Source organism: Streptomyces sp. NPDC052236 (genome assembly GCF_044548015.1).
In the GTDB taxonomy this organism is placed as follows: Bacteria; Actinomycetota; Actinomycetes; order Streptomycetales; family Streptomycetaceae; genus Streptomyces.
Window position 1 is genome coordinate 52,570 of the sequence record NZ_JBIUBL010000005.1, and the last position, 23,284, is coordinate 75,853.

The window sequence follows — 23,284 nt, forward strand, 5'->3', positions numbered from 1 at the left end:
ACAGAGCCACTTAAATTTTGCAACCTCTCCAATTTTTCAACGACTCCATGAAGGTTACGATGAGGTCATGGCTGAGGGGCTCAGGGAGCGGAAGAAGCAGCAGACCAGGCAGCGCATCTCGGATGTGGCGACCCGGTTGTTCCTGGAGCACGGCTTCCTCACGGTGACCATGGCCGAGGTCGCCGAGGCCGCCGACGTCTCCGTCAACACCGTCTACAACTATTTCCCGGCCAAAGAGGACCTCTTCCTCGACCGCTCCAAGGGGATCGTCGACCGGCTCTCCCGCTTTGTGCGGGGCCGCCCCGACGGCGAGTCCGCCACCGAAGCCGTACTGCGCGAACTGCGCGAGCAGGTCGAGGCCGTCTCGCCCGCCGTCGGGCTGATGGAGGGCTACGACCGTTTCCTGAAGGTCATTCACGGCGCGGAACCCCTCCGCTCCCGCCTCTGGCATGTCCAGCAGCAGGCACTGGAGGACATCGAGGCAACCCTGCGCAAGGAAACCGGCGCAGCCCCGGGCGACAACCTCCCCACCCTCATGGCCGGTCAGCTCTCCTGGATCCAGTCCACGCTCATGGCCTTCATCGGCCGCGAGATGGTGGCCGGACGCCCCCCGGCGGAGGTCTCCCGTGAGGCATTGGTCCTCTTGGACGACATGGAGGACATGTTGGGAGAGAAGGTGCTCAAGTACGCGGTCCGAGAGGCTTGATGGGCCGTACCGGTGTGATGTCCGTCATCTCGGACGTGACGCGCATCTCTTCACCGCCCCACGCCACCTCACGGACGCTAACCTCCGGCAGAGAGCCGGATGTAAACGCGTGTTAAGGAGTGCCGCAGTGGCCAGGAAGCTCGCCGTCATCGGAGCCGGACTCATGGGGTCCGGTATCGCGCAGGTCTCGGCCCAGGCGGGCTGGGAGGTCGTGCTGCGTGATGTCACCGACGCGGCCCTGACCCGTGGCAGGGACGGCATCAAGGCCTCGTTCGACAAGTTCGTCGCCAAGGGCAAGCTCGAAGCGGCCGACGCGGACGCGGCGTTGGCGCGCATCACGACGACCACCGATCTGGACGCCGTCGCCGACGCGGACATCGTGGTCGAGGCGGTCTTCGAAAAGCTCGACGTCAAGCACGACATCTTCCGTACGCTGGACAAACTCGTACGGGACGAGGCGGTACTCGCCTCCAACACCTCCGCCATCCCGATCACCAAGATCGCGGCCGTGACGGAGCGTCCCGAGCGGGTAATCGGCGCGCACTTCTTCTCGCCCGTCCCGATGATGCAGCTGTGTGAACTGGTGCGCGGCTACAAGACCAGCGACGAAACACTCGCCATCACGCGAGAGTTCGCCGAGTCGGTCGGCAAGACCTGCGTCGTCGTCAACCGCGACGTCGCCGGGTTCGTCACCACCCGCCTCATCTCGGCGCTGGTGGTCGAGGCCGTCAAGCTGTACGAATCGGGCGTGGCGTCCGCCGAGGACATCGACATCGCCTGCAGGTTGGGCTTCGGGCACACCATGGGGCCGCTCGCGACCGCCGATCTGACGGGCGTGGACATCCTGCTCGATGCCACGAACAACATCTACACCGAGTCCCAGGACGAGAAGTTCGCACCGCCGGAGCTGATGCGCCGGATGGTGGATGCCGGTGACATCGGTCGTAAGAGCGGGCAAGGCTTTTACAAGCACTGACCGCGGCACGGACCCACATCAACCGTTTTGCTATCACCCATCAGGGTGAATTGGGTATCGGTTCGCATACAAAGCGCAACTGGTCGGCCCATGAGGCAGTCACTTGTTGCATGACTTGAAGAAGCACGACAGACACGACAGGCACGACAGACGCACAGGCAGACACAGGGCACCGATCCACACTCGGGGAGCGTATATGCACATCAGGGGCGACCACGCCAAGCTGGTCGTCGGGGGCCGCCTCGACGTGCGCAGCGCGGCGGACGCCCGTACGGTCCTGCACTCGGCCGTTGACGACGGAGTCGGCGACCTCGTGCTCGACCTGACCGACCTCGACTCCTGGGACGCCACGGGCCTCGGCGTCATCATGGGCGCACACCGCCGGGCCGGACGGTGCGGCCGCCGGCTGGTGCTGCGCGGTGTTCCACCACAGATGCAGAGACTGCTGGTGGCGACGCGGCTGCACCGCATCCTCGCCGTCGAAGGCGGCATCGCGGCCGAATCGCTCCCACGGGTGTGAACCGCGTGATCCGTACGTCACTCGCAATCCTCACAAGACCGTGACGTCACGGGCGGGGCGACACCCCGCCCGTGCGGAGATACTGAGCCAAGGTCTAAGGTTCGGACGCCTGCCGATTCCGATTCCGAATCCACGAACCCGACCGACGGGCGCCGAACCCGAGCGACAGCGGGGCGTGCGGAAAGGCCGGGAGGGACATCCGCACGCGGTTCCGCCACCAGAAGACAACGGGTCTCGGCGGAGACGCAGCCAAGCGAAGCGCATCTGGGGGCTTTGAGCATGGACAACGACAGCTTCGGCGACGGCGCGGGACAGGCGCGTCCGCCGCGCGACGCCATCACGCCGGGCTTCGGACAGTCCGCGCCGGCGCCCGCCCGTACCACCGAGCTCGTCGCGGGTGACTTCCTGCTCACCGTCAATCCCGTCGACGGCAGCGAGATCGCATCCCTTCCGCCGGGCCGGCGTTCCTCGCCCCCGGTCCGGCACACCGCCGCCGAACGCGCCGAACTCCTGCGCGCGGCCCAGCCGCCCGTACCCGCCGGGCCTCCCGCCGCGCGGCTCCCGCTGCTGGAGCGCGACGAGGAGCGCGAGCGGCTCGTACGACTGCTGGGGCGCGGGCGCTCGGTGCGGCTCACCGGCCCCGCCGGCTCCGGCCGCAGCGCGCTGCTCGACGCCGTGGCGGAGGAGTGCGCGGACCTCGCGCCCGACGGCGTCGTACGCCTCAACGGCCACCACCGCACGCCCACCGAGCTGCTGTACGAGCTCTTCGCCACCGTCTACGACGCTCCCCTCCACCGGCCCGACCGGGCCGGACTGCTCGCACTGGTCCGCGACATCGGCGCCATCGTCGTCCTCGACGACCTGGAGTTCGGCGGCGCGGCGCTCGGCGAGCTGCTGGACGGCGCGCCCGAGTGCGCCTTCCTGGTCTCCGCCACACCCGACGTCGCCGCGCCCGCCGCGGACTCGCACCTCGAAGAGGTCTTCCTCGCCGGTCTGGGCCGCGGCGCTTCGCTGGAGCTGCTGCGGCGCGCGGTGGAGAGGCCGCTCACCGAGGACGAGGTGAACTGGGCGGGCGACCTCTGGTTCGAGTCCGAGGGCCTGCCGCTGCGTTTCCTCCAGGCGGGCGCGCTGCTGCGGCAGTACGACAGCCTGCGCATCGACCCGGAGGACTTCGACTCCTACACCCCCTTCGACGGCATCGAGCCCGCCGATGCGCCGCTGCCGACCGTGGGGGAGGCCGCCGCGCCCGCCTCGCTGCTCGCCTCACGGCTGAGCGAGTCCGCCCGCGAGACCCTGCGCTTCGCGGTCGCGCTCGGCGGCGAGGTGCCGCACCAGGCGCATCTGCCCGCGCTCGTCGGCGACACGCACGCGGACGCCGCGCTCGGCGAGCTGATGAGCTGTGGGCTGCTCTCCCCGGTCGGCCCGCGCTACCGGCTGGCGGCGGGCGTGGCCGCCCAGCTGACGGAGAAGGGGTACGCCGAGACGGCGTCCGCCCTCGCCCACACCGCCGCCCAGCACTACGCCTGGTGGGCCGGGCACCCCTCGGTGACGCCCGAGCGCGCCGCGGCCGAGGCGGACGCCCTGCTCGCGGCGCTGAGCGCCCTCGTGCAGGGCCACGAGGGCGGACACCCCAGCGCGGCCGTACTACTGGCCCGCAGCGCCGCGCCCGTCTTCGCGACGGGGCAGCACTGGGGCGCCTGGGAGCGGGCCCTGCGGGTCGGCTCCGAAGCGGCCCGTATCGCGGGCGAAGTGGCCGAAGAAGCTTATTTCCACCATGAATTGGGCGTACTGGCGCTCTGCGCAGGCAACCTGGACCGGGCGCGCGCCGAGCTGGAGGCCTCGATCGCCATGCGCGGGGCGCTCGCGGACAAGGTCGGCACAGTCGCGGGACGCCGGGCGCTGGCGCTGGTCGAGGACCGGTCGGGCGGCCTGCTGCCCGGCGGACGCGTCCTGGCGATCGAGCCGCCGCCCGCCCCGCGTTACGAGGAGCCGGCGTCGCCGCCCGCGGGCGTACCGGCGGCCGTGCTGCCGCTCGGCCTGGGGATGGGGCCGCGGCCGACGGCTCCGGAGCCCGCGACGCTGGTGGGGCAGCGGGAGCTGTCCCCGGGCGGCGGTGGCGGCGGTGGCGGCGCGAGGCCGAGCCGCCGCCGTACGGTCTTCGGCGGCGCGCGCCGCAACCTGGTCGCCGTGGGCACGGGCGCGCTGCTCGCCGCGGTGCTCGGTACCGTGGTGACGCTCGGGGCGACCTCGGGCCCGCAGGACACGCCCAACGACAACGTCAGGAACGGCGAGACGGCGAACGAGGACAACGGCTCAGGGGACGGCGCGGACACGGAGGAGCCGGACGGCGGCTCGACCGACCGCCCCGCCGAACCGGGCGTGGTCCAGGACACCGAGGACGCGGTGGAGCCGAGCCCCAGCGCTTCGTCGGGTCACCCGTCCGAGCAGGAGAGCGAGCCGCCGTCGGGTTCGCCGACACCGACCAAGTCGCCGTCCCCGACCAAGTCGCCAAAGCCGACGCCTACGCCGACACCGCCCCCCACGCCTACGCCCACGCCTACGCCGACACCCACGCCGACACCCACTCCGACACCCACCGGCGGCTCGTCGGAGCCGACACCGCCGGGCAGCCAGTCGGCCAGCGCCCCCATCACCGCGAGCGCACCGGCTTCGGCCTCCCCGACCTCGGCGTCACCGACTTCGGCCTCACCGTCCCCGGTGATCTGACGCTCGCCGGACGATGGCGGGATGACGCAGTACGGCCCCGGGCAGCATCGCCGCCCGGGGCCGTACGCGTCTCTCGTCTCAGAACAGCCGGAGCTTGTCGTCCTCGATGCCCCGCATCGCGTTGTAGTCGAGCACCACACACCCGATCCCGCGGTCCGTCGCCAGCACCCGCGCCTGCGGCTTGATCTCCTGCGCCGCGAAGACGCCCCTCACCGGTGCCAGATGCGGGTCCCGGTTCAGCAGCTCCAGATAGCGCGTGAGCTGCTCCACACCGTCGATGTCGCCGCGCCGCTTGAGCTCCACGGCCACCGTCGCGCCGTCGGAGTCCCGGCACAGGATGTCCACCGGGCCGATCGCCGTGGGGTATTCGCGCCGGATCAGGGTGTAGCCCTGGCCCAGCGTCTCGATCCGGTCGGCAAGCAGCTCCTGGAGGTGTGCTTCCACACCGTCCTTGATCAGCCCGGGGTCCACGCCGAGTTCGTGCGAGGAGTCGTGGAGGATTTCCTCCATTGTGATGATCAGTTTCTCGCCCGCTTTGTTGACGACAGTCCACACACTGTCCGCCCCCTCAGCTCCCTTGCCGTCTTCCTTGAGAGTGCAGGGAGGGGACATCCAGTTCAGTGGTTTGTACGCCCTGTCATCCGCGTGGATGGAGACGCTGCCGTCTGCCTTGACCAGGATGAGACGGGGAGCGGAGGGCAGGTGGGCCGTGAGCCGGCCCGCGTAGTCCACGGAGCAGCGGGCGATGACAAGACGCATGGTCGGCAACGCTACTCGACCGGAGCAGCCGCGCGCGATTCGGCCCGGGAAAAGGTGCTTCGTCATTTGGCCGGTTGTGGTCCCAATCTCCTGGTGCCCTCCGGACGGCGCACTTACCGTGGGAGCCGGGGGGTCGCCGGCCGCGCACGCTGCGTCGTCGTCCCCCTTCCCTGCCCGTAAGGCCCCCTGTATCGGGGTCGCGAGAGGAGAACCCATGTCGCTCGACGTCTCACCGGCGCTGTTGGAGCAGGCCGAGCGAGGCGAGGTCGACGAAGCAGCCTTCGTCGACTGCGTCCGGACCTCCCTGCCCTACGCATGGGAGATGATCAGTTCTCTGGTGGCTCAGCTGAAGGTGGACGGCGGCGAATTCGCCGACAACCAGACGCCTCCCCCGGATGAGCAGGCACGCGGTCAGCTGCTGCGCGCGCTTGCGAGTGACGCGATTCGAGGAGCGTTACAGCGGCACTTCGGAGTGCGCCTCGCATTCCAGAACTGCCATCGCGTCGCGGTGTTCCCGCTGGATTCCTCGGTCGATGAGCGGCTTGCCCGCTTCACGTCCGTGCGGGGCCAGTTGCTCAACCAGTCGCCCGAACTCCGGGACTGCTGAAGGTTTCTGCCGCCGCTTCGTGTCGCGGGAGGTGCGACTGACGCGGAGCGGCGGCACCTTCGGTACGCAGCGGCGGTCGCGTCAGCAGGGGATCACGTCAGCAGGGGCAGGACCTCTGTGCCCAGCCGCCGTACGTTCTCCTCGGTGGCGGCCAGATCGCCCGAGCCCTCGACCAGCAGCGCGAAGCGGGTGATGCCGGTCCGGGCGGCGGTGGCCGCGATACGGTCGGCGGCCAGCCGTGGCGGGCCCACCGGGTGCAGGCCGCACAGCAGCTCCGCGTACGCCACGGGGTCCCGCATCGCGCGCTGCCTGCCGTCGACGGTCACATGGGCGTCCAGCCCCTCTTTCAGCCAGCCAGGCATCGCCTTGACGAGCGTCTCCGAGGCCTCGGCGCGGCTGTCGGTGATCTGGGCCACTCCGGCCGACACATGCGCGGCGTCCTCGACCTCCTCGGGGGTGTGGCCCGCGGCCAGCGCGTGCGTACGCCACAGGGCGACCATCTCCGCCTTCTCCTCGTCGCCGCAGTGCATCCCGAGCAGCATCGGCAGCCCGCGCTCGGCGGCGAGCCGCACGCTCGCCGGAGACGTACACGCGATGATCACCTCGGGACCCTGGCGCGCGCCGCCGATCAGCTCGTCCGGCCTTGGTACGACCGGGACTTCGCGGAAGGTGAAGCGCTCCCCCTGCGCGGCGACGCGGGGCTCGCGCAACCACCGCAGCAGCAGGTCGAGCGATTCGGGAAAGCCCTTCTCGTACGCGTCGAGGCCGGTGCCGAAGACCTCCAGGTCGACCCATGGCCCACCGCGCCCGACGCCGAGGGAGAACCTCCCGCCGCTGGTCAGATGCAGCAGTGCGGCCTGCTCGCCCAGCGCCACGGGATGAACGTTCGGCAGGACGCTCACCGCCGTACCGACCCGGATCCGCCGGGTGCGGCCGAGCAGCAGCGCGGCCAGTGTCACAGCCGACGGACACACGCCGTACGGCACGAAATGGTGCTCGGCCAGCCAGACCGAGTCGAGTCCGGACTCCTCCGCGACCTCGGCGGACCGCACCGCTCGGTGCAGCGCCTCCCCCTGTCCCTGGCCCGGGAATTGAGCCGCCAGTACAAATGTCCCCACGCGCATCGCCTATTGCCTCCTTGCGGCCGACGCGTCACTCCCCCTGCTGGCAACAACGTCTGACACGTGCCATAGGCACGGCCGAACGTGAAGTTGTTGCGATTTTCCGGTAACCGCCGCTTGCGAGTGTCACGGTCTCACGCCGAACGGGACGAGTACCCCTGGCTGTGGCCCTTAGGCTGGGGTGGAACTATCCGGACTTTGCCCCATGAGGTGTCACGTGTCCCCGCGCCGCAACCGCCCCCGAGGCGGCGAGAAGCCCCCCGAGCAAGTCCGCGAGCCTGGTGAGAGGTACGGCGGCTTCGGGCAGAGCGAGTTCTGGCAGGGCGAGGACTGGTCGGTGCGCCATGTCGCGGGCGCAAGTGCCAATGGCAAGCGGTACCGCTGTCCGGGCTGCGATCAGGAGATCCCCTCCGGGGTGCCGCATGTGGTGGCGTGGCCGGGTCACGGCGGCGGTGTCGATGACCGGCGGCACTGGCACAAGGCGTGCTGGAACGCGAAGGACCGCCGCACCACGCGGGTGCAGCGGTCCCGTAACGCGCCCAAGTACTGATCGGCCAGTGCTTACACGTCGCGCTTGGTGAGGGACAGGAAGGCGCCCGCCATGGCCGCCGCTGTGATCCCCAGCACGATCCACAGCGGATCCCAGCCCGCCGGGCCCGAGTCCGTCACGGCGTTGTCGTACAGCACGCCGATCTGGTTGGGGATCGAGTACTCGAAGAGGGCCGTCTGCAGCTCGCTCAGCGACTCCGAGAACATGAACATGGCCAGCACCAGCGGGAGCAGCACGACACCGATCATGATGGTGATCGCGCCCGCCGAGTGACGGATCAGCGTGCCGACGGCGAGCGAGAGCAGGCCGAGGGTCGCGACGTAGAGCGCGACGCCGACCGTCGCGCGGAACCAGTCCTCGCCGGTGGACGACCCCTGGTTCACGATCGCGGTCTGCAGCACCCCCACAATCCCGTTCATGACCGCGGTGACGGTGAAGACGAGCAGGAAGAAGACGATCGCCTTGGCCGCCAGTACACGGGCGCGGCTGGGGCACGCGGTCAGGGTGGTCCTGATCATTCCCGTGCCGTACTCGGACGCGATGGTCATCACGCCCAGCGTGATCACGCAGATGGAGCCGAGCAGTACGCCGAAGAAGCCCAGCGAGAGCACCGACTGCTCACCGAGCTCGGTATCGGAGGCGGAGACGGCCCATGCGGAGAGTACGCCGATGCCGATCATGAGCACGATCATGACGCCGAGTGTCCACACCGTGGAGCGTACGGAACGGATCTTGGTCCACTCGGAGGCGAGCGCGTCGCCGAGGTGCGCGTTGCGCGCGGGAATCGGCGACGAGTACAGGGAGGCGGGGGGCGCGGACTGCTGCTGGTAGGGGATGGGGGCGGTCATCGGGCGTCCTCGGGCTTCGTCAGGTCGGCGGGCGCGGGGGGTGTGGCAGGAGCCACGGGAGCTGCGGCGGGGGGCACGGGAGCTGCGGCAGGCGGCACGGCAGCGGGCGCGTCGGCGTACGGGTTCTGGCCCGGCTGCGGGTGCTGCGGAGGCGGCGGGGCGTACCAGCCCTGCTGCGGCACCGCGGGGATCTGCTGCGGCGGTACGTAGCCCATCGGCGGCTGCTGCATCAGACCGGACTTCTGGTCGGTCGTCGAGCGGTAGTCGACCGCGCCCTGCGTCATCCGCATATACGCCTCCTCCAGCGAGGCCTGGTGCGGCGAGAGTTCCCACAGCCGTACGTCCGCCGAGTGCGCCAGATCGCTGATCTGCGGCAGCGGCAGCCCGGTGACGCGCAGCGCGCCGTCCGGCTCCGGCATGACCTGCCCGCCCGCCTCGGTGAGCGTGGCGGACAGCTTCTCGCGCTGCTGCGGCTCGGTCTGCGGGGTACGGACCCGGGCGAAGTCCGCGGAGTTGTGCGAGATGAAGTCCTTGACGCTCATGTCCGCGAGCAGCTGCCCGCGCCCGATCACGATCAGGTGGTCGGCTGTGACGGCCATCTCACTCATCAGGTGCGAGGAGACGAAGACCGTACGGCCCTCGGAGGCCAGGCGCTTCATCAGGTTGCGGACCCACAGGATGCCCTCGGGGTCGAGCCCGTTGACCGGCTCGTCGAAGAGCAGCACCTGCGGGTCGCCGAGCAGCGCCGCCGCGATGCCGAGGCGCTGCCCCATACCGAGCGAGAAGCCTTTGGAACGCTTCTTGGCGACCTCCTGCAGACCGACGACGCCGAGCACCTCGTCCACGCGGCGGGCCGGGATACCCGACAACTGCGCCAGCGAGAGCAGGTGGTTGCGCGCGCTGCGGCCGCCGTGCACGGCCTTGGCGTCAAGGAGCGCGCCGACCTGCCGGGGCGCGTTCGGCAACTCCCGGAAGGAGCACCCGCCGATGGTCACCCGGCCCGCGCTCGGCTGGTCGAGCCCCAGGATCATCCGCATCGTCGTCGACTTGCCGGCGCCGTTGGGACCGAGGAATCCGGTGACGGCTCCTGGCCGCACATGGAAGGAAAGGTTGTACACGGCTGTCTTGGCGCCATAGCGCTTCGTCAGGCCGATTGCCTCGATCATTCTCCAGCCCCATCGACTTTCGGGTCGTCGGGGCACAGGCCTTCCGGCCGCTCGCCCCCGTAAGAGCTAGGAGGATAACTGTGCATGGTCGGTTCCGGCCAAGCCGTAACGATCTGGCGTCGATCCGGCGGCCCCGATGTGAGGTCCGCCAGGCGCCAGGACGAGCCGCTACGCATCCCGCTTCTTGAGCACCAGATAGCCTCCGGCCAGCGCCGCGGCCACCCAGATGAGCATGATCACGAGTCCGGCCCACGGCCCGTACGGAGCCTCGTCGCTGTTCATCGCGCCCGGCACCACCTGCATGATCTTGCCACCGGCCTGGTCGGGGAAGTACTGGGCGAGTGTCTTCGCCTTCGGTACGGACGCGAGGATCTGCGAGACCAGGAAGAAGAACGGCATCAGGATGCCCAGCGAGAGCATCGAGCTGCGCAGCATCGCCGCTACGCCCATCGAGAACAGCGCGATCAGGCCCATGTAGAGCCCGCCGCCGATGACCGCGCGCAGGACGTTGTCCGCGCCGAGATTCGTACCGTGCTCGCCCAGCAGCGCCTGGCCGAGGAAGAAGGTCAGGAAACTCGTCACCATCCCGACGGCCAGCGCCAGCGCGGTGGCCACCCCGATCTTGCTGAAGAGGAAGGTGGCGCGCTGCGGTACGGCCGCCAGGGAGATGCGGATCATGCCGGTGCTGTACTCCGTGGAGACCACCAGCACCCCGTAGACCACCATCGCGAGCTGACCGAGGATCATCCCGGAGAAGCTGATGAGCGTCGGGTCGAAGGTGAGCTGCTCCTCGCGCGACATGTCGTCGAAGGTCGCCTTCAGCAGCGCGCTGAGCGCGCCGCCCATCGCGATGGTGACGGCGAACGCGCACACCAGCGTCCAGGTGGTCGAGGAGACCGTACGGATCTTGGTCCACTCTGAGTACAGGACGGCGGGTACCGATGCCATGGGTCAGACTCCCTTGCGGCTCTGGCTCTGGGGACGGCTCTGGCCCCAGCCTGGAGGCGGCGGCCGCACATCTTCGGGCACCGGCTCCGAATGCGCGTGGTACTCCACCGAACCCACCGTCATCTGCATGAACGCCTCCTCCAGCGACGCGCGCTGCGCGCTCAGTTCATGCAGTACGAGCCCGTGCCGGGCCGCCAGCTCGCCCAGCTGCTCGGTGGTGGCGCCGTCGATCTCCACCACGCCGTCGCCCGAATCGATGGGGGTGAACCCCGCCGTACGCAGCACTTCGCGCAGCCGCTCCCGGTCCGGCGAGCGCAGCCGTACGAAACTCCGGGAGTTCTGGTGGATGAAATCAGCCATTGAGGTGTCCGCGAGCAGCCGCCCCTGCCCGATCACGATCAAATGATCGGCGGTCAGGGCCATTTCGCTCATCAGATGCGAGGAAACGAAGATCGTTCTCCCCTGCGACGCGAGAGTCCTCATGAGATTGCGGATCCAGTGAATTCCCTCGGGGTCCAGACCATTCACCGGCTCGTCAAACATCAAGATCTCCGGATCGCCGAGCAGCGCGGAAGCGATTCCCAGACGTTGGCCCATACCAAGGGAGAATCCCTTGGTCTTTTTCTTCGCGACCGAGGTCAGTCCGACGGTGTCCAGGACCTCGGAGACCCGGGACGCGGGGATGCGGTTGGACTGGGCGAGGCAGAGAAGGTTGTTGTACGCGCTGCGCCCGCCGTGCATCGACCCGGCCTCCAGCAGCGCGCCGATGTACTTCAGCGGTTCCTGCAGGTCGCGGTAGTGCTTGCCGTCGATCCGCACCGAACCGCTGGTCGGGTTGTCGAGATCGAGCATCATCCGCATCGTCGTCGACTTGCCTGCTCCGTTCGGGCCGAGGAAGCCGGTCACCATGCCGGGTCTGACCTGGAAGGACAGGTGGTCGACCGCGACTTTGCTGCCGAAGCGCTTGGTGAGGCCGTCGAGCTCAATCATGCCCGCCAGGCTAGGGGCGCCCGGTGCCCGCCGCCACTGGGACCCGGGCGAAAATCAACCTCGCTGGGGAATCCAGCCCCGCCCGGCGATTGAGGCGCGGGGTTCGGGGCGGAGCCCCGACAAGGGCCCGAGGGCGAGAAGTCAGCCTCGCCGGCGTTTGAGGCGCTGGGGGTCCCCCCACGCCCGCTGGGGGTCCCCCCACGCCGCTAGGCGTAGGGGGAGTAGGGGGAGGGTTCGGGGGCAGCGCCCCCGACAAGCGCCCGAGGCCGTACCTGGTGCTGACATGGCTATGACGCCCAAGTGCCCGGCGCCACAAGGCGGCCGGGCACTCGGAGACGTACAACTGCTGCAACTGCGACGTACCGCGGGGACTAGCGCGACTGCTGCGCCGGGACGCCGCGCGAGATCGGCTCGTCGTCGGCGGGACCGGTGGCGGCCACGGCCGCACCCGTCAGCGTCGCCAGCATCTCGCGGACGTTCGTCAGCTGCGCGTTGATCGAGTCGCGGCGGTTGGTGAGCGCCGCCAGCTCGCGCTCCGACTCGCTGCGGATCCGGTCGGCCTTGGCGTTCGCGTCGGCCACGATGTCCTCGGACTGACGCTGCGCCGTCTCCACCGTCTGACGGGCCCTGCGCTCCGCGTCCGTACGCAGCTTCTCGGCCTCCAGGCGCAGCTGCTCGGCGCGGTGCTCGATCTCCGCCAGGCGCTTCTCCGCCTTCGCCTGACGCGAGGCCAGGTCCCGCTCGGACTGCTCGCGCCGCTTGGCGAGGTTCGTCTCGAAGTCCGCGGCGGCCTGGGCGGCCTTGGCGCGGGTCTCCTCGAAGAGCGCGTCCGCCTCCTCACGCTTGGACTGCGCGTCCTTCTGCGCCTCGGTGCGCAGTGTAGAGGCGTCGCTCTTCGCCTTGTCGACGATGCGGACGCCCTCGTCCTCGGCCTTCGCCTTGCGGTCGGAGCTGAACGCCTCGGCGTCGTTGCGCACTTGCTGCGCGGCCGACTCGGCGAGCTCACGGTGCTGCTCGGCCGCGCGACGGGCCTCCTCGCGCAGGTCCTTCGCCTCCTCCTCGGCGAGGCGGAGGATCTTCTCGACGCGGGCGCCGAGCCCGGCGTACGACGGCTCCGCGTCGCTGACCTGGGCCTGGGCGCTCTGCGTTTCGAGGTGGAGCTCCTCAATGCGCTTTTCCAGAGAGGTGATTCGGGTCAGAGCACTGTCACGGTCGGCGACGAGTTTGGTAATGCGGTCGTCCACCTGACCGCGGTCGTAACCACGCCGCACGAGCTCGAAGCCGAAGGGGGAGGAAGTGTCGCTCATGGGGTTCCTGTCGAATGAGACCGGTGAGGTGATAGGGGGAATCCTAGGGGCCAAAGCGGCGTGTCACCGTGCAGATGCGCGTTTGATCTGGAGAATGTCCAGCCTTTTGAGTGCTAGGCATCGGACGACTTGCCACTCGATCGTGTAACCCCGGCTGTGGCGCCCGCTTTCATGCCGCTGTCCTTCGTGCCGGCCGACGGCGCCTCGAACGACTCCAACGCCTCCAGCACATCCTGCACCCGGGAGATTTCCGCCTGGATGTCCTTGCGGCGGCGCACCAGCACATCGAGCTCCCGCTTGCCCTCGGAGACCATGCGCTCCGCCTCGGCCTGCGCTTCCGCCAGGATCTGCTCGGCCTCCCGGGTCAGCCCGGCCTTCTTCTGCTCGGCCTCCTTGAGGAGCCCCTCCGCCTTGCGGACCGCCGCGATCCGCACCGTAGCGGCCTCGGAACTGGCGTCGGACAGCAGCTCCTTCGCCTTCGCCTCGGCCTCGGCGCGCTGTTCGGTGGCGGCCTTGACCAGATTGTCGACGCGCTCGCCCGCCGTCCTCATCTGCTCGGAGCTCTCCCGGCGGGCGCGCTCGTGCAACTCCTCGACCTCGGCCTCGACGCGGGTCCGCAGCTCCTCGCCGCGCTCCCTTATGGCGGTGGCGTCCCGGCGCGCGCCGACCAGCAGCTCGTCGGCGTCCGTACGGGCCTTCTCCACCAGGGAGTTGCCCTCGACCGTCGCCTCGGCGAACAGCCGGTCCGCTTCCTTGCGGGCCGCGCCCACCATCGTGTCGGCCTGCGCCTCGGCCTCGGTGGCCGAGCGCAGCGCCTCTTCCTGGGCCTTGTTGATGAGCTGGTCGGCCTGGGCAGCGGCGTCCGCACGGCGCTTGGCCGCGGCCTCGCGCGCCTGGTCCAGCGTGCGGTCGGCCTCGTCCCTGGCCTCCGCGCGCAGCCGCTCCGCCGCCGCCTCGGCGCTCGCCAGGGCCTTCTGCGCCTCGGACCTCATGCGCTGGGCGGCCTGCTGGGCGGAGCCCACCGTCTCGGCGGCCTCGGCGCGCAGCTGCTCCGCCTCGCCGCTCGCCTTGTTGATGAGCTGGTCGGCCTGGGTCGCGGCGTCTCCGCGCCGCTTGTCGGCGGCCTGGCGCGCCTCGTCGAGGATGTGCTCGCCCTCGGCGCGGATCGAGGCGTGCAGCCGCTCGGCCTCCGCCGCGGCCTCCGTCTTGATCTGCTCGGCGCGGGACAGCGTCTCCGCCGCCTGTGTACGCAGCAGCTCGCTCTCGCTCGTCGCCTCGCCCATCAGCCGGTCGGCCTGGGTCGCGGCGTCGGAGCGCATGCGGTTGGCGTCCTCGCGGGCCTCGGCGCGGGTGCGCGAGGCGTCCTGCTCGGCGGCGGCCAGCGAGTCCGACGCCTCCGTACGCATCCGCAGGGCGTACTCCGCGGTTTCCGCGCGCAGCCGCTCCGCCTCGGTGATCGCCTCGCCGACGGTCTGCTCGGCGAGCGCGTTCGCGGCGTCGGTCTCCTCCTGGGACCTGGCGCGCAGCCGGGCCGCGTCCTCGGCGGCCCGCTCCCGCTCGGCGTACGCGTCGAAGCGGACCCGGTCCGCCTCCTCCTGCGCCTCGGTCCTGATGCGCTCGGCGACATGCTCGGCGGCGGAGCGCAGCCCGGCGATGTCCTGCTCGGCCTGCTCGTAGAGGCCGCTGACGGAGTCCCGTACCTGCTGGGCGGTCTGCTCGGCGGCCTGCACCATGCCGGTGGCGCGCCGGTCGGCCTCCTCGACCAGACGGTGCGCCTCGGTCTGCGCCTCCTCGACCCGGTTGCGGGCGGAGGCGAGCAGCTCCTCGCTCTGCTCGCGGGCGTGCTCGCGCTCCTGGTTGGCCTCGCCGCGCGCGGAGTCGAGGATCTGCTCGGCCTCGCGGCGGCGGCGGCCCGCCTCCTCCTGGGCGGCGGCGAGCGCCTCGGCGGCCTCGGCGCCCACCCGCTCGGCGGCGGCGGCTGCCTCCGCCCGCAGCCGGTCGGCGCTGTCCTGTGCCTCGTTCTTGAGCCGCTCGGCCTCGTTGGCGGCGTCGCTGCGCAGCCGTACCGCGATGTTCTCCGCCTCGGCGCGGGTGGTCGACGCGTCGGCCGCGGCATCGTCGCGCAGCCGCTCCGCCTCGTGCTCGGCCAGCGCCTGGAGCGTACGGATCCGCTCGGCGGCCTCGGCGCGCAGCCGCTCGGTCTCCTCGGCGGCCTCACGCCGGATCCGCTCGCCCTCGGCGCGCGCGTCCGTCAGCCCCTGCTCGGCGGCGGCGACGCGCGTCTCGGCCTCGGTGTGCAGGCGGGTCAGCTCGTCGGCGGCCTCGGCCTGGCGGGCCGCGACGCCGCGCTCGGTCTCCTCGCGCAGCGCCTGTGCCGCCAGCTCGGCGGCGGCCTTGACGGCCTCCGCCTGCTCCTCGGCCTCCACGCGCAGCCGGTCCGCCTCGGCGCGGGTGCGCTCCAGCGTCTCCTCGGCCTGCTTGCGCAGCGTGGTGGCGCGCTCGATCGCTTCCGTACGTACACGCTGGCTGTCGTTCGTCGCGGCGGACCGCAGCTCGTCGGCGTCCGCGCGCGCCTTGGTCAGCAGCTCCTCGGCGGTCCGCGCCGCCTCCTCGATCTGCTGGACGGCCTCGCGCCGGGCCTCGCCGCGGATCCGCTCGCCCTCGGCGACCGCGTCGGCGCGCAGCTGCTCGGCCTCGCCGCGCAGCCGCCGTGCCTCCTCCTGGAGTTCGACGGTCTTGGCGCGGTACTCCTTGGTGTCGTCCTTGGCCGCGCCCTTGAGCTGGTTGGCCTGAGTGGCGGCCTCGCCGCGCAGCCGGTCCGCCTCCGCCTCGGCCTCGCGGCGGATCCGCTCGGCCTCCTCGCCGGCGGCGCGCGTGGTGGCCTTGGCGTCCTCGGAGGCCTTGGTCAGGACTTCCTCGGCGGTACGGGCGGCCTTGGCGAGATGGGCCGCGGAGTCCTCGGCCGCGACCGTACGGGCCTTCTCGGCCGCCTCGGCGACCAGCTTCTCGGCCTCGGCGGTGGCGTCGGCGAGCGCGTGCTCGGCCTCCGCCTTGAGCGCCTCGGACTCCTTGGTGGCCTCGCCGACCAGCCGTGCGATCTCGGCCTTGGCCGTACGGGTGCGCTGCTCGTTGACCGACTCGGCGGACGCCAGCTGCTTGGCCGCCGACTCCTTGGCCTCCGTCAGCACCTTCTCGGACTCGGCGCGGGCCTCGCGCAGTTTCTCCTCGGCCGCCTGGATCCGCTGCTCGGCGGTGCGGCTCAGCTCCGCGGCCTGCTGGCGGGCCTGGTCGGACTCGGCGGAGGTGGACGAGCGCAGCTGCTCGGCGTGGGAGGTGGCCTCCTGCGCCTGGTTGGACGCGGCGTTCAGCAGCCGCTCGGCGTCCTTGCGGGCGCGCAGCAGGATCGCTTCCGCTTCGGAACGGGCGGCCTCGGACTCGGAGCCGAGCCGCCTGCGCGCCTCCTCGGCGATACGGGTGGCCTCGGCGCGGGCGGCGGCCAGCGACTGCTCGGCCTCCGTACGGGACTCCTCAAGCAGCCGGCGGGCCTGCGCCTCGGAACGGGCGCGCAGCTGCTCGGCCCAGGCCACGTTCTCGTTGACGTGCGCCTCGACGGTCTGGCGGCGCTCCGCCAGCTCCTGGTCCAGGCGCTGACGGCGCTGGTTCGCCTCGGTGTGCAGCTCCGCCTGAAGCCTGGCCTGGTGCTCGGCGTGCTCCTGGAGGATGCGCTGCGTCTGGGCGCGCGCCTCGCGCAGCTCGCGCTCGGCGTCGGTGCGGAGCTGATCGGCCTGGATCTGGGCGTTACGGAGCATCTGCTCGGCCTGGTAGCCGAGGTCGGCGCCGTTGTCGTACGCGGGACGGGAGGCAAGGCTGCGGCGTGCCTCGTGGAGCTTTGCGCGCAACACCTCGACCTGGTAACCGAGGTCCTCGGCGTGCTGGACGGCCTTCTCCCGCGCGGTCTTCAGCCGTTCCATCTCGGCTTCGAACCGCGAGAGGTGGTCGTCGTCAGCTCGGTGGCTCTCCTGGTGTTCGTAGCCCCGCACTGCGCGGTCCCATCCGTCCCCTGGTCGCAACTGTCTCCGTACGAGCACCGTTCGGCGGCGAACGGCCCCCCGGGGAATGGTGTCAGATCAACGGCGGGGACGCGGCACGGCCCCGGCCCGGCCCCGGCCCGGAACGGCTCACTCTACCGGGCCGCGAATCGCCGTGGTCAGTGCTCTGTTGCGGAGGTTGCGGACGTGACGAGTTCGGTGAGGACGCCATGGCAGTCCTTGGGGTGGAGAAAGGTGATGCGCGAGCCCATGGAACCGGTCCGCGGCTCGTCGTAGAGCACCCGTACGCCCTTGTCCCGGACCGACTGGGCGTCACCGTCCACATCGGCGGTGCCGAAGGCGATGTGGTGGACCCCCTCGCCGTTCTTGGCCAGCCACTTTCCTACGGCCGAGTCCTCGCGGGTGGGCTCCAGGAGCTGGAGATACGAGGCGCCGCCGTCGGACGTCTCGTTGATCTTGAGCATGGCCTCGCGTACGCCCTGCTCCTCGTTGACCTCGGTGTGGAAGACCTCGAAGCCGTACGTGGCCCGGTAGAACTCCACGGTCTTGTCGAGGTCGAGACAGGCGATCCCGATGTGGTCGATTCGCGTCAGCATGTGCCCAGTGCACCGCTCCGGCGGCGGTTACGCAACGTGCACACAACGTGCGCGCGATCACACCGGCCGCCAGGTGACCGCGGACCATACCGGTCAGTACATTGAAGTAAACCCTCGTTCACTTCCTCAGCTGCGCTGAAAGGGGATCGCGTCTCATGTCAGGAACGACCGGTACCACATCCGTGATCGTCGCGGGCGCCCGTACGCCCATGGGGCGGCTGCTCGGCTCGCTCAAGTCTCTCTCCGGGGCCGACCTGGGCGGCTTCGCCATCAAAGCGGCGCTGGACCGCGCGGGCATCGCCGGTGATCAGGTGCAGTACGTGATCATGGGCCAGGTGCTCCAGGCCGGGGCGGGCCAGATCCCGGCCCGCCAGGCCGCGGTCAAGGGCGGCATCCCGATGAGCGTCCCCGCCCTGACGGTCAACAAAGTCTGCCTCTCCGGGCTGGACGCGATCGCGCTGGCCGACCAGCTGATCCGCGCGGGCGAGTTCGATGTGATCGTCGCGGGCGGCCAGGAGTCCATGACCAACGCGCCGCATCTGCTGTCGAAGTCCCGTGAGGGCTACAAGTACGGCGCGATCGAGATGCTCGACTCGATGGCGTACGACGGTCTCACCGACTCCTTCGAGAACGTCGCCATGGGCGAGTCCACGGAGCACCACAACACCCGGCTCGGCATCGGCCGCCCGGAGCAGGACGAGATCGCGGCGCTCTCGCACCAGCGGGCCGCGGCGGCGCAGAAGAACGGTGTCTTCGAGGCGGAGATCACACCGGTCGAGATCCCGCAGCGCAAGGGCGAGCCGGTGCTCTGCGACAGGGACGAGGGCATCCGCGCCGAGACGACGGTGGAGTCGCTCGCCAAGCTGCGCCCGGCGTTCGCCAAGGACGGCACGATCACCGCGGGCACGTCCTCGCAGATCTCGGACGGGGCCGCGGCGGTCGTGGTGATGAGCAAGGCGAAGGCGCAGGAGCTGGGCCTTGAGTGGCTCGCGGAGATCGGCGCCCACGGGAACGTGGCGGGGCCGGACAACTCGCTCCAGTCGCAGCCGTCGAACGCGATCCTGCACGCGTTGGGCAAGGAGGGCATCGGCGTCGGCGACCTCGACCTCATCGAGATCAACGAGGCGTTCGCGGCGGTGGCCGTGCAGTCAATGAAGGACCTGGGGGTATCCCCGGAAAAGGTGAACGTGAACGGTGGCGCGATCGCGCTGGGCCACCCGATCGGCATGTCCGGGGCGCGGCTTGTGCTGCACCTGGCGCTGGAGCTGAAGCGCCGGGGCGGCGGGGTCGGGGTGGCGGCGCTGTGCGGGGGTGGCGGGCAGGGTGACGCGCTGATCGTCAGGGTCGCCAAGTAGTTCTTCGTCGGTAGTTCTTCGTCGCGGCGAGTAAGGAGTTACGCATGGTGGACGTCCCCCAGTTGGTCGCTCAGGCGAGGGAGGGCAGGCCGCGGGCGGTGGCCAGGCTGATCTCACTCGTGGAGGGGGCGTCCCCGCAGCTGCGCGAGGTGATGGCGGCGCTGGCTCCGCTGGCGGGCGGGGCGTACGTGGTGGGCCTGACGGGCTCCCCGGGCGTCGGCAAGTCCACCGCGACCTCGGCGCTGGTGTCCGCGTACCGCCGGGCGGGCAAGCGGGTCGGCGTGCTGGCCGTGGACCCGTCCTCGCCGTTCTCGGGCGGGGCGCTGCTGGGCGACCGGGTCCGGATGTCGGAGCACGCGTCCGACCCGGGTGTCTACATCCGCTCCATGGCCACGCGAGGCCACCTGGGCGGCCTCGCCTGGTCCGCGCCGCAGGCGATCCGCGTGCTGGACGCGGCGGGCTGCGAGGTGATCCTGGTCGAGACGGTGGGCGTGGGCCAGTCGGAGGTCGAGATCGCGTCGCAGGCGGACACGTCGGTGGTGCTGCTCGCACCCGGAATGGGCGACTCCATTCAGGCGGCGAAGGCGGGCATCCTCGAAATCGGGGATGTGTACGTCGTCAACAAGGCGGACCGCGAGGGCGCGGACGCGACGGCGCGCGAGCTGAACCACATGCTGGGCCTGGGCGAGGCGCGCGGCCCCGGGGACTGGCGGCCACCGATCGTGAAGACGGTGGCGGCGCGGGGCGAGGGCATCGACGAGGTTGTGGAGGCGCTGGAGAAGCACCGCGCGTGGATGGAGGAACACAGCGTCCTGGCCGACCGCCGAGCCCGCCGCGCGGCGGGCGAGGTGGAAACCATCGCGGTGACGACGCTACGAGAACGCATCGGCGACCTCCACGGGGACCGCCGCCTGGGCGCGCTGGCGGCGCGGATAGTGGCGGGGAAGCTGGACCCGTACTCGGCGGCGGACGAACTGGTGGCGGGGATCACGAGCGCGTAGCGGGGCGCGTTGCCGGGTGTGGGGGGCGCCTGCGGCGGGCTTTCCCCACCCCGCCCTCCCCCTACGCCTAGCGGCGTGGGAGGTACCCCCATCCCGTAACTGGGGGCTGCGCCCCCAGACCCCGTACCGCCTTCGGCGGTGTCCTCAATCGCCGGACGGGCTGGAAAACCGGCCTCGCCGGCGTTTGAGGCGCTGGGGGTCCCCCCACGCCCGCTGGGGGTCCCCCCACGCCGCTAGGCGTAGGGGGAGTAGGGGGAGGGTTCGGGGGCAGCGCCCCCGACAAGGGCCCGACACCAGGCTGCGCGGCTGCGGCGCCCGGACCGGCGCGCCCCCGCACCCCCGGGCTACAACTTGCCGCGCCGCCCCCGCAGGTGCTCCGCCACCGGCGAGAGTGACGCCCGCAGATCCGCCAGCGCCTCCGGCGACAGCATGTCGATGAAGTGCTTCCGCACGGACACGACATGGTGCGGCGCCACCTTCCGCATCGTCTCCGCGCCCTGCTCCGTCAGGACCGCGTACAGCCCGCGCCGGTCCGACTCGCAGTTCTCCCGGCGCACAAAACCCGCGCTCTCCATGCGCGTGATCTGGTGCGAGAGCCGGCTCTTGGACTGCAGCGTCGCCGCGGCGAGGTCACTCATCCGCATCCGCCGGTCCGCCGACTCCGACAGATTGACCAGGATCTCGTAGTCGTTGAGGGTCAGGCCGAACGGCTGGAGGTCCTTCTCCAACTGGTACGTCAGCAGCCTGGTGACGTCCAGGTAGGTGCGCCACGCGCACTGCTCGTCATCGGTAAGCCAGCGGGTGGCCGTCTCGGTCTCCATGTATGGATTCTACCTAAGAAGTTGAAAGACGGACGAAATTGGGGGCCGATATCTGTGACGCCGCCCAAGGTGGAGGCGAAGAGAATGAAGGGTGCAGACGTTCGACGTCACACTCCGCAGACTACCGCTCACAGGCCGAAACGACGCTGGAGATCCCCCAGCTGGCCGGGAAGACGTGGTGCCGCCCCCGGCTGCCCGGGGCGCGCGCCCCCCTGCCCGCCGCCCGGAACCCCCGGCTGCTGCGGCGTCGCGCCCGTCGCCTGCTCGGCCATCAGCACCTCCGTCGACTGGAGCAGTACGGTCCCGGCCCCGACGAACTCGAACTGGTGCTCTTCTCCCGACGCCCCGCCCATTCCCGTCAGCGCCCGCACCCCGCCCATCAGGCCCGTCATATACCCGTGGTCGTAGTGGTGACAGGGCGAGGGACAGTCGGCCCAGCCCACCAGCGCCTGCGGATCCACCCGGATGGGCGGCTCCATGAAGACCACGGGCCCATTGGACGCGGCCACGAACTTCCCCGTACCGATCAGCGTCAGAAAGCCCGGCACGATCGACTGCTTCAGTGCCAGCGTCGGCTGGTAGGCCAGCAGGTTCCCGGAGCGGATCGTGAGATTGCCGTTCTCCAGGTCGTAGGAGTTCACGTCGAAGGCACGGTCGGCGAGCAGCATCTTGCCGTCGCCCTCCGCCACCACCCAGTCGGCGGCGTGCAGTGGCGAGTGGAAGGAGGTCCGCAGCAGCCGGTCCAGCCGGCCGTGGCCGATGCCGTTGAACTCGATGCGCCCGTAGTAGGCGATCATCTTCCCCTTCTGCAGGAACCATTGGCTGGATTTGAGTTCCACGCAGAAGGTGTACGGGTTGACGTTGTCGTCGCTCGGCAGCGTCATCGGATCAAGAACCACGGGCGTGCTCACAGCTTCTCCTCCGACGCCTGGACGTACACCGCACCGCTGCCGCTCAGCTCCAGCTGGAAGGCCTCACCGGAGCCACGCCCCACCATGTCGCGCCAGCCGAGCGCCGTGGAGAGCTTGTTGCGTACGTCGCCGTGGTGCGCGACATACGCCTGCGGGTCCACATGCACCGCCCGCCCCGGGCTGATCGGCAGCTCGATCACCCCGCCGTGCGCCATTACCGCGACCGCGCCCCGCCCCTTGAGCGTCGTGGTGAACAGGCCCTGGCCCGTCACCTGGCCGCGCACCATGCCCATGACCCCGCCCTGCGAGCCCATGAACATCGTGCCCTGCTGGAGCGTCCCGTCGAAGGCGAGCAGCCGGTCGGCCTCGACGTACAGGGTGTCGCCGTCGAGATTGATGACCTGGATGTGATGGCCACCGTGCCCGAACATCACCGTGCCGCTGCCCTCCACGGTCATCAGCGGTGTCGCCTCGCCCGCGACCCGCCGCCCGAGCATCGAGGCGATGCCGCCCTGCCCACCCTGGATGTTCGGCGTGAAGGAGACGTCGCCCTGGTACGCGAGCATCGCGCCGCGCTGGCTGAACACCTTCTGGCCGGGGACGACCGTCGCCTCGACCATCCTGGAATTGACCTCGCGGAACGGCATCAGACGTCGCCCCCGACCGTGTTGCGCTCACTGGGCTGTACGTACACCAGACCGTCACCCTCGAAGCGGATCTGGAAGGCCTCGCCGGAGCCCTCGCCCATCAGGGTCCGGAAATTCACCCCGGACTGGAAGTTCTGCTGAAGGTTGCCCTGGTGGGCGATGTACGCGCCGGGGTCGACGCAGAGCGGGTACTGCGGCGTCACCCGCAACACCACGGCCTGGCCGTCCGACATGATCGCCGCCTGGCCCGTGCCCTCGACGGTGGTGGTGAACAGACCATTGCCGGTGGCGCCGCCGCGCAGTCCGGTGAAGCTGGTCCCGGTGCGCAGGGCGGAGTCGGTGCAGAGCAGGTTGCTCGACTCGACGTAGAGCTTGTCGCCGCGCAGGCCGACCAGATTGATCTCGGACGCGCGATCGGCGAAGTAGCAGGTGCCCTGCCCCTTCACCTCCATCATCGTCATCTGCTCGCCGGTCAGCCGGCGGGTGACCATCCCGCGGACGCCCTCACCGCCGCCGGACATCTTCTTGAAGGCCATCTGGCCGTCGTAGGCGACCATCGAGCCGTTCTTGGCTTTGACGGCGTCGCCGGTCATGTCGACGGCGAGGACTTTGCTGCCCTGAAGTCGGAACGTAGCCACGCGAAGACGTTAACCCGGCGGCGCGCCGTGCGGACAGGTCC

General features: G+C 70.4%; 21 protein-coding genes. 8 read left to right on the top strand and 13 right to left on the bottom strand.

Going from position 1 to position 23,284, the window contains the following annotated elements; translation table 11 throughout:
- Positions 1–67 precede the first annotated feature (67 nt).
- From ACIHCQ_RS10770 to ACIHCQ_RS10785, 4 genes are all read left to right on the top strand, one after another.
- Positions 68–706: a TetR/AcrR family transcriptional regulator gene (locus tag ACIHCQ_RS10770; RefSeq protein WP_399660187.1), complete on the top strand. Its 639-nt coding sequence runs from the start codon at positions 68–70 to the stop codon at positions 704–706.
- A 127-nt stretch (positions 707–833) separates the two neighbouring features.
- Positions 834–1,682 (top strand): 3-hydroxyacyl-CoA dehydrogenase family protein, encoded by an 849-nt coding sequence (locus tag ACIHCQ_RS10775; protein WP_399660190.1) that lies wholly within the window; start codon positions 834–836, stop codon positions 1,680–1,682.
- Positions 1,683–1,878: 196 nt separating this feature from the next.
- The gene (locus ACIHCQ_RS10780) at positions 1,879–2,202 is read left to right on the top strand and encodes an STAS domain-containing protein (protein WP_399660192.1); all 324 of its coding nucleotides are present in this window, start codon (positions 1,879–1,881) and stop codon (positions 2,200–2,202) included.
- Between the two features lie 279 nt (positions 2,203–2,481).
- Positions 2,482–4,929 (top strand): ATP-binding protein, encoded by a 2,448-nt coding sequence (locus tag ACIHCQ_RS10785; protein WP_399660195.1) that lies wholly within the window; start codon positions 2,482–2,484, stop codon positions 4,927–4,929.
- Between the two features lie 78 nt (positions 4,930–5,007).
- On the opposite strand, the gene nucS is transcribed toward ACIHCQ_RS10785, so the two are convergent.
- Positions 5,008–5,688, bottom strand: coding sequence for an endonuclease NucS (nucS, locus tag ACIHCQ_RS10790; protein ID WP_399660197.1), 681 nt, complete (start codon positions 5,686–5,688; stop codon positions 5,008–5,010).
- 214 nt (positions 5,689–5,902) lie between these two features.
- On the opposite strand from nucS, the gene ACIHCQ_RS10795 reads away from it, so the two are divergent.
- Complete coding sequence (locus ACIHCQ_RS10795; RefSeq protein WP_399660200.1) at positions 5,903–6,295, top strand: SCO5389 family protein; 393 nt, start codon at positions 5,903–5,905, stop codon at positions 6,293–6,295.
- A gap of 92 nt (positions 6,296–6,387) precedes the next feature.
- Here ACIHCQ_RS10795 and ACIHCQ_RS10800 read toward each other — a convergent pair whose 3' ends face one another.
- Positions 6,388–7,419: an LLM class flavin-dependent oxidoreductase gene (locus tag ACIHCQ_RS10800; RefSeq protein ID WP_399660203.1), complete on the bottom strand. Its 1,032-nt coding sequence runs from the start codon at positions 7,417–7,419 to the stop codon at positions 6,388–6,390.
- A gap of 214 nt (positions 7,420–7,633) precedes the next feature.
- On the opposite strand from ACIHCQ_RS10800, the gene ACIHCQ_RS10805 reads away from it, so the two are divergent.
- Positions 7,634–7,966: an ATP/GTP-binding protein gene (locus ACIHCQ_RS10805; protein WP_399660206.1), complete on the top strand. Its 333-nt coding sequence runs from the start codon at positions 7,634–7,636 to the stop codon at positions 7,964–7,966.
- Between the two features lie 11 nt (positions 7,967–7,977).
- On the opposite strand, the gene ACIHCQ_RS10810 is transcribed toward ACIHCQ_RS10805, so the two are convergent.
- The 7 genes from ACIHCQ_RS10810 to mce form a co-directional block, all read right to left on the bottom strand.
- Positions 7,978–8,814: an ABC transporter permease subunit gene (locus ACIHCQ_RS10810; RefSeq protein WP_399660208.1), complete on the bottom strand. Its 837-nt coding sequence runs from the start codon at positions 8,812–8,814 to the stop codon at positions 7,978–7,980.
- On the bottom strand, positions 8,811–9,980 hold the full coding sequence (locus ACIHCQ_RS10815) for an ABC transporter ATP-binding protein (RefSeq protein ID WP_399660210.1): 1,170 nt from the start codon (positions 9,978–9,980) through the stop codon (positions 8,811–8,813). The genes ACIHCQ_RS10810 and ACIHCQ_RS10815 overlap by 4 nt, the downstream gene beginning before the upstream one ends.
- A 168-nt stretch (positions 9,981–10,148) precedes the next feature.
- On the bottom strand, positions 10,149–10,928 hold the full coding sequence (locus tag ACIHCQ_RS10820) for an ABC transporter permease subunit (protein WP_399660214.1): 780 nt from the start codon (positions 10,926–10,928) through the stop codon (positions 10,149–10,151).
- 3 nt (positions 10,929–10,931) lie between these two features.
- The gene (locus tag ACIHCQ_RS10825; protein WP_399660217.1) at positions 10,932–11,918 is read right to left on the bottom strand and encodes an ABC transporter ATP-binding protein; all 987 of its coding nucleotides are present in this window, start codon (positions 11,916–11,918) and stop codon (positions 10,932–10,934) included.
- A gap of 371 nt (positions 11,919–12,289) precedes the next feature.
- A complete protein-coding gene (locus ACIHCQ_RS10830; protein WP_399660220.1) occupies positions 12,290–13,225 on the bottom strand; it encodes a cellulose-binding protein in 936 nt (311 codons plus the stop codon).
- Positions 13,226–13,338: 113 nt separating this feature from the next.
- The gene (scy, locus tag ACIHCQ_RS10835) at positions 13,339–17,265 is read right to left on the bottom strand and encodes a polarized growth protein Scy (protein WP_399660223.1); all 3,927 of its coding nucleotides are present in this window, start codon (positions 17,263–17,265) and stop codon (positions 13,339–13,341) included.
- A 167-nt stretch (positions 17,266–17,432) separates the two neighbouring features.
- Complete coding sequence (mce, locus tag ACIHCQ_RS10840) at positions 17,433–17,870, bottom strand: methylmalonyl-CoA epimerase (RefSeq protein WP_399660226.1); 438 nt, start codon at positions 17,868–17,870, stop codon at positions 17,433–17,435.
- Between the two features lie 155 nt (positions 17,871–18,025).
- Here mce and ACIHCQ_RS10845 point away from each other — a divergent pair, with 155 nt between their 5' ends.
- Both ACIHCQ_RS10845 and meaB read left to right on the top strand, forming a co-directional pair.
- The gene (locus tag ACIHCQ_RS10845) at positions 18,026–19,225 is read left to right on the top strand and encodes an acetyl-CoA C-acetyltransferase (protein ID WP_399660229.1); all 1,200 of its coding nucleotides are present in this window, start codon (positions 18,026–18,028) and stop codon (positions 19,223–19,225) included.
- A 44-nt stretch (positions 19,226–19,269) separates the two neighbouring features.
- Positions 19,270–20,226 (top strand): methylmalonyl Co-A mutase-associated GTPase MeaB, encoded by a 957-nt coding sequence (meaB, locus tag ACIHCQ_RS10850; protein WP_399660232.1) that lies wholly within the window; start codon positions 19,270–19,272, stop codon positions 20,224–20,226.
- Between the two features lie 344 nt (positions 20,227–20,570).
- Here meaB and ACIHCQ_RS10855 read toward each other — a convergent pair whose 3' ends face one another.
- From ACIHCQ_RS10855 to ACIHCQ_RS10870, 4 genes are all read right to left on the bottom strand, one after another.
- Entirely contained in the window at positions 20,571–21,047 is a 477-nt protein-coding gene (locus ACIHCQ_RS10855; protein ID WP_399660235.1) for a MarR family winged helix-turn-helix transcriptional regulator, read from the bottom strand.
- 128 nt (positions 21,048–21,175) lie between these two features.
- Positions 21,176–21,958 carry an AIM24 family protein gene (locus ACIHCQ_RS10860; RefSeq protein WP_399660237.1) on the bottom strand — a complete coding sequence of 261 codons (783 nt, stop codon included), beginning with the start codon at positions 21,956–21,958 and terminating at the stop codon, positions 21,176–21,178.
- Entirely contained in the window at positions 21,955–22,605 is a 651-nt protein-coding gene (locus tag ACIHCQ_RS10865; RefSeq protein WP_399660240.1) for an AIM24 family protein, read from the bottom strand. The genes ACIHCQ_RS10860 and ACIHCQ_RS10865 overlap by 4 nt, the downstream gene beginning before the upstream one ends.
- The gene (locus tag ACIHCQ_RS10870; protein WP_399660242.1) at positions 22,605–23,243 is read right to left on the bottom strand and encodes an AIM24 family protein; all 639 of its coding nucleotides are present in this window, start codon (positions 23,241–23,243) and stop codon (positions 22,605–22,607) included. The genes ACIHCQ_RS10865 and ACIHCQ_RS10870 overlap by 1 nt, the downstream gene beginning before the upstream one ends.
- Positions 23,244–23,284: the final 41 nt, after the last annotated feature.

Bases quoted from the DNA above. Each gene is read 5' to 3' on its own strand.
- nucS (WP_399660197.1), bottom strand. From the start codon at position 5,688: ATGCGTCTTGTCATCGCCCGCTGCTCCGTGGACTACGCGGGCCGGCTC.
- ACIHCQ_RS10810 (WP_399660208.1), bottom strand. From the start codon at position 8,814: ATGACCGCCCCCATCCCCTACCAGCAGCAGTCCGCGCCCCCCGCCTCC.
- ACIHCQ_RS10795 (WP_399660200.1), top strand. From the start codon at position 5,903: ATGTCGCTCGACGTCTCACCGGCGCTGTTGGAGCAGGCCGAGCGAGGC.
- ACIHCQ_RS10845 (WP_399660229.1), top strand. From the start codon at position 18,026: ATGTCAGGAACGACCGGTACCACATCCGTGATCGTCGCGGGCGCCCGT.
- ACIHCQ_RS10780 (WP_399660192.1), top strand. From the start codon at position 1,879: ATGCACATCAGGGGCGACCACGCCAAGCTGGTCGTCGGGGGCCGCCTC.
- ACIHCQ_RS10800 (WP_399660203.1), bottom strand. From the start codon at position 7,419: ATGCGCGTGGGGACATTTGTACTGGCGGCTCAATTCCCGGGCCAGGGA.
- mce (WP_399660226.1), bottom strand. From the start codon at position 17,870: ATGCTGACGCGAATCGACCACATCGGGATCGCCTGTCTCGACCTCGAC.
- ACIHCQ_RS10830 (WP_399660220.1), bottom strand. From the start codon at position 13,225: ATGAGCGACACTTCCTCCCCCTTCGGCTTCGAGCTCGTGCGGCGTGGT.
- ACIHCQ_RS10855 (WP_399660235.1), bottom strand. From the start codon at position 21,047: ATGGAGACCGAGACGGCCACCCGCTGGCTTACCGATGACGAGCAGTGC.
- ACIHCQ_RS10825 (WP_399660217.1), bottom strand. From the start codon at position 11,918: ATGATTGAGCTCGACGGCCTCACCAAGCGCTTCGGCAGCAAAGTCGCG.
- meaB (WP_399660232.1), top strand. From the start codon at position 19,270: ATGGTGGACGTCCCCCAGTTGGTCGCTCAGGCGAGGGAGGGCAGGCCG.
- ACIHCQ_RS10785 (WP_399660195.1), top strand. From the start codon at position 2,482: ATGGACAACGACAGCTTCGGCGACGGCGCGGGACAGGCGCGTCCGCCG.
- ACIHCQ_RS10770 (WP_399660187.1), top strand. From the start codon at position 68: ATGGCTGAGGGGCTCAGGGAGCGGAAGAAGCAGCAGACCAGGCAGCGC.
- ACIHCQ_RS10820 (WP_399660214.1), bottom strand. From the start codon at position 10,928: ATGGCATCGGTACCCGCCGTCCTGTACTCAGAGTGGACCAAGATCCGT.
- ACIHCQ_RS10865 (WP_399660240.1), bottom strand. From the start codon at position 22,605: ATGCCGTTCCGCGAGGTCAATTCCAGGATGGTCGAGGCGACGGTCGTC.
- ACIHCQ_RS10815 (WP_399660210.1), bottom strand. From the start codon at position 9,980: ATGATCGAGGCAATCGGCCTGACGAAGCGCTATGGCGCCAAGACAGCC.